Source organism: Microbacterium sp. H6, from assembly GCF_003314775.1.
Taxonomy (GTDB): domain Bacteria; phylum Actinomycetota; class Actinomycetes; order Actinomycetales; family Microbacteriaceae; genus Microbacterium; species Microbacterium oxydans.
This window is the reverse complement of record NZ_QOAY01000060.1, coordinates 56,069-60,978: the sequence shown is the minus strand read 5'-3', so window position 1 is coordinate 60,978 and position 4,910 is coordinate 56,069. Positions and strand designations below refer to the sequence as shown.

Sequence of the window (4,910 nt, the reverse complement as noted above, 5' to 3'; positions counted from 1 at the left end):
CAGCTGCACCGTGACGGGCTCGGAGGGGATCTGCGGTGACGGCGGCATCTGCGCCAGCACGACGCTTCCGACCGCGAAGGCGACCGGGATCGCGATCAGCGCGCCGGTGGCGAGAAGGCGTCGTGGGGTGGTCATGTCCCCAATGATGCCCGTCGATGATGATGCGCAGATGAGCCGTGGATGAAGATCCTTTCATCCACGCGGGGCTCAGGCGCGCTTACGACCCTTGATCGCCTTGATGGCCATCTGCACCGCGATCACGACCAGATATGCCGCGAACAGCATGTTGCCCAGGGTGGGGTCGACGATGGTGGCCAGCCACGCGCCGAGAGCTGTCGTCGTGCAGGCGGAGACGCCGATGAGCAGCGCCGCGAGCAGATCGACGTTGCGGTTGCGGAAGTTCCCCACGGTGCCCGAGATCGCCGTCGGGATCATCATGAGCAGCGAGGTGCCCTTGGCGACCAGGTCGCTCGTGCCGAAGGCCAGCATCAGCACGGGGACGACGATCACTCCGCCGCCGACGCCGATCAGCCCGGCGAGGATACCGGTGCCGACGCCGACTCCGACGAGGGCGAGGCCGCTCAGCCAGGAGAGTTCGAACACGGCATCGCGCGACGGGATCACGAGGAAGAGGCTGACGATCACGACGACGAGGAAGCCGACGAAGCCCCAGCGCAGGGCGGTCTGCGAGATGCGCGGCAGCAGTCGTGTGCCGATCTGCGCCCCCACCACGGCACCTGCGGCGAGGATGATCGCAGGGATCCAGGCCACCGATCCGGTCGTCGCGTACGAGATCACTCCCACGCCGGCGGTCGGCACGATCGCAGCGAGCGAGGTGCCGGCTGCAAGGCGCTGATCGAAGTGCAGCAGGAGCACCAGCAGCGGGACGATGACCGTGCCGCCTCCCACGCCGAAGAGACCGGAGAGGAGGCCTGCGAGAAGGCCGATCCCGATGAACGCCGTGTAGGCACGAGGCCCTCGTGCGGGAGCCTGGGCATCATTCACCGGATCAGCCTACTCGCGGCCTCCTGTCCGCTCGAATCCGCTCCCGGATCAGACCTCGGAGTCGGCCTTGATCGGCACGGCGATCGACTCGGTGAGAGCCTGCTCGTACCGGCGCTGACGGCGTCGCAGCCACAGGCCCCCGACGATCAGCAGTGCGAGCACCCCGTAGGCGATGGCGGCGAACGGCTGCATGACCAGCGTGCTCAGGTCGCCCTGGCTCAGCTGCAGTGCCTTGCGCAGCTGCTCCTCCGCCATCGGTCCGAGGATCATCCCGACCACGAGCGGCGCGACGGGGTATCCGTATCTGCGCATGAAGTAACCGAGGATGCCGACGATCAGCAGGATCACGATGTCCGACGGTGAGCTGTGCAGCGCATACGCACCGAACACCGCGAACAGCAGGATGCCCGCGTACAGGTACGGCCGCGGGATCTGCAGCAGCTTCACCCACATGCCCACGAGCGGAAGGTTGAGCACGATCAGGATGACATTGCCGATGTAGAGGCTCGCGATGAGCGCCCACACCAGATTCGACTGGCTCTCGAACAGCAGCGGCCCCGGCTGGATGCCGTAGGACTGGAACGCGGTGAGGATGATCGCCGCGGTCGCCGTGGTCGGCAGGCCCAGGGTGAGCAGAGGCACCAGCACACCGGCCGCGGCGGCGTTGTTGGCCGACTCGGGCCCGGCGACCCCCTCGATCGCGCCGCGCCCGAACTCGTCCTTGTGCTTCGACAGCTTCCGCTCCGTCGCGTAGGACAGGAACGTGGCCACGTCCGCGCCACCGGCGGGGATCGTCCCGATCGGGAACCCGATCGCGGTGCCCCGCAGCCAGGGCCTCCAGGACCTGCGCCAATCGGACTTCGTCATCCAGGACCGCCACCCACGGGTGACCGGGATCACGTCGATGCCGCCGTGTCGCAGTCGGGCCGCGATGTAGAACGTCTCACCGACCGCGAACAGCCCGACCGCGACCAACACGATGTCGACGCCGTCGGAGAGCGCGGGCAGGCCCAGCGTGTAGCGCTGCTGACCGGAGAGCCAGTCGGTGCCGACGAGCCCGAGGAACAGGCCGACGCCGAGCGAGAGCATGCCGCGCGAGATCGAGCTGCCGATCAGCGCACCGACCGTGATGAACGCGATCACGATGAGGGCGACGTAGTCGGCGGGTCCGAGGTTCACCGCGAACTGCGCGAGCAGCGGAGCGAGGAGGGTCAGCCCGAGGGTCGCCAGCGTGCCGGCGATGAACGATCCGATGGCGGCGGTGGCGAGGGCGGCGGCACCGCGTCCCATCCTGGCCATCTTGTTGCCCTCGATGGCCGTGACGATCGAGGCCGACTCCCCCGGGGTGTTCAGGAGGATGCTCGTGGTCGAGCCGCCGTACATGCCGCCGTAGTAGATGCCCGCGAAGGTGATCAACGCGGCGGCGGGGTCGAGCGTGTAGGTGAGGGGCAGCAGCAGCGCCACCGTCATGGCGGGGCCGATACCGGGGAGCACGCCGACCGCGGTGCCCACGAAGACTCCGAGGAAGGCGAACGCGAGGTATTCGGGCTGCAGCGCGGTCGCGAAGCCCTCCAGGAGCAGAGTCCAGCTGTCCATCAGAACATCCTTCCGAGCCAGCCGAGGGCCGGTCCCCACGGCAGCGACAGACCGAGCAGACCGCCGAAGACGACCTGGATCACGAGCGCCACGACGATGCCGACGAGGAACGCCATCCACCACCGCTTGGCGGCGAGCGACCACGCCACCCCGCCGAACAGCAGGGCTGCAGCGGGTGCCCAGCCGAGGGGTTCGATCAGGAGCAGGTGCGCGACGACGAGGCCGGCCAGCTTGGCGAGGGTGACCCAGTCGGTGGGCAGACTCTCATCGATGTCTTCCGCCTCCTCGGCACCGCCGCGCTCCCCGCGCAGCACGCCGACGAGCACAGCGACCGCGGAGGCGAGCAGGATCACGGAGACGAAGATCGGGAAGACCGTGGGGCCGGCCTTCATGCCGACGGGGACATGGATCAGGAAGATGCCGACGACGGCGAAGACACCGAGCGCGACCATGATTCCGGCGAACACGAGTTCGCCGACGGGGACGGAGGGAGAGCGGCGTGCGGGCCGACCGCCGTGGTCGACCCGCACCCCCTGCTCCCCTGTCCCCGACGATGCGGGGACCGTCATGTCACTGCACCAGACCGATGTTCTTCAGCGTCGCGGTGACCTCTTCGATGTTCCCCGTGAGGAACTCGTCGAACTCCTCGCCCACCAGGAACGCGTCGGTCCAGCCCTTGGTCTCGAGCTGCTCCGTCCAGGCTTCGGACTCGTGCAGTTCGGTGATCACCCGCACGAGCTCGTCCTTCTCGCCGTCGGAGATGCCGCCGGGAGCGATCACCCCGCGCCAGTTGGTGAGCACCACGTCGTAGCCCTCTTCTGTGATGGTCGGTACATCGGGAAGCTGCGACACCGGCTCGTCGCTGGACACCGCCAGGGCCTTGAGCGCGCCGCTCTCGACGTGCTGGGCGAACTCGCCCACCCCCGAGATGCCCGCAGCGACCTTGCCGCCGATGAGGAGCGGAACGGCCTCCCCGCCGCCGGAGTTCGGAGTGTAGTTGAGCTTCTCCGCGATCTCGGCGCCATCGAGCCCGGCCTCCTCGAGCATGAGTCCGGCGAGGATGTGGTCGGCGCCGCCCGCGGAGCCGCCCGTGATCGTGACGGACTGGCCGTTGTCGACGATGTCGTCCACGAGGTCTTCCAGGGTGTCGTACTTCGAGTCGGCCGGCACCACCACGACGAGCGGCTCGTCGGTGAGCCGGGCGATCGGGGTGGTGTCCTCGATCCGCACCGCCGAGGCGTTGGTCTCGACCGCGCCGACCATGACCAGCCCCATCACCATCAGCGTGTTCGGGTCCTTCTCGTTCGCGAGCTGCGCGAGGCCGACGGTGCCGCCTGCACCGCCGACGTTGGTCACGGGAGCGGAGGTCACGAGGTCGTCCTGGGTGAGCACCTGCGAGAGGGCACGTCCGGTCTGATCCCATCCACCACCGGGGTCCGCCGGCACGACGATCGACACGTCGGTGATCGCGGCGACCTCGGCTTCCCCTCCCGCGTCGTCGGTCGCTGCGCTGCCTCCGGCGCACGAGGTGAGTGTGAGTGCGGCCACCGCGGCCAGGGCGGTCCACGTTCCGATGCGTGCGTTCTTCATGTGCGCTCCTCCTTGAGCGTTCGTGATGCTGTGGATCCACCATGGAGGTCGGAGTACCGGTGCTCCAGCTTCGGAAACCATTGGTCGGAGTTTCGGAACTATTGGTCGCGAGCGGCTCCCGACCCCGCTCGCGCCCCACTCGTGGAGAGGCCAGAATGAGCACGTGGCCTCGAAGATGACGCTCCGCGTGCAGTTGCTCGTGCTGCAAGCGCTGATCGTGTTCCTGGTGACCCTGGCGACCGGCATCGTGGCTGGAGCGTTCCAGGAACAGGCGCTCCGCGAGGCCTACAAGGATCGGATGCAGGCCGTCGCGCAATCGGTCGCCGCCCTCCCCACGGTGCACGCGGCCTTCGACGACGTCGAGCCGTCCGCCGTGATCCAGCCGATCGCCGAGGTCATCCGCGAGGCATCCGATCTCGCCTACGTCGTCGTCGCCAACGAAGAGGGCATCCGCTATTCCCACCCGAACCCCGACCGCATCGGCGAGAAGGTCTCCACCGACCCGTCGATCCCGCTCTCGGGCGAGATCTACGTCGGCACGCAGACCGGCACGCTGGGCACCTCCTGGCGGGTCAAGGTGCCCATCCGCGACGACGAGGGCGACGTGATCGGCACCGCGTCCGTCGGCATCCTCGAGTCGGAGCTCAGCGAGGAGTTCTCGTCCAACCTGGTGTGGTTGATCTCCGCCATGCTGGCCGCCGCGGTGCTCGGAGTGTTCG

At 68.3% G+C, this 4,910-nt stretch carries 4 protein-coding genes and 1 pseudogene; 1 reads left to right on the top strand and 4 read right to left on the bottom strand.

What is annotated here, in order from left to right; genetic code table 11:
• Window positions 1–207: 207 nt before the first annotated feature.
• Genes DSP71_RS04065 through DSP71_RS04050 form a run of 4 tightly spaced genes read right to left on the bottom strand, consistent with a single transcriptional unit; the run spans window position 208 to window position 4,191 of the window.
• Window positions 208–1,005 (bottom strand): sulfite exporter TauE/SafE family protein, encoded by a 798-nt coding sequence (locus DSP71_RS04065; protein ID WP_046747829.1) that lies wholly within the window; start codon window positions 1,003–1,005, stop codon window positions 208–210.
• A 48-nt stretch (window positions 1,006–1,053) separates the two neighbouring features.
• Window positions 1,054–2,601 (bottom strand): tripartite tricarboxylate transporter permease, encoded by a 1,548-nt coding sequence (locus tag DSP71_RS04060; RefSeq protein WP_113680412.1) that lies wholly within the window; start codon window positions 2,599–2,601, stop codon window positions 1,054–1,056.
• Window positions 2,601–3,170, bottom strand: a complete 570-nt coding sequence (locus tag DSP71_RS04055) for a tripartite tricarboxylate transporter TctB family protein (protein ID WP_218867297.1) — start codon at window positions 3,168–3,170, stop codon at window positions 2,601–2,603. The genes DSP71_RS04060 and DSP71_RS04055 overlap by 1 nt, the downstream gene beginning before the upstream one ends.
• A gap of 1 nt (window position 3,171) precedes the next feature.
• Window positions 3,172–4,191 carry a tripartite tricarboxylate transporter substrate binding protein gene (locus DSP71_RS04050; protein WP_113680411.1) on the bottom strand — a complete coding sequence of 340 codons (1,020 nt, stop codon included), beginning with the start codon at window positions 4,189–4,191 and terminating at the stop codon, window positions 3,172–3,174.
• 163 nt (window positions 4,192–4,354) lie between these two features.
• On the opposite strand from DSP71_RS04050, the pseudogene DSP71_RS23080 reads away from it, so the two are divergent.
• Window positions 4,355–4,910, top strand: a pseudogene (locus DSP71_RS23080) (hypothetical protein); the annotation flags it as partial.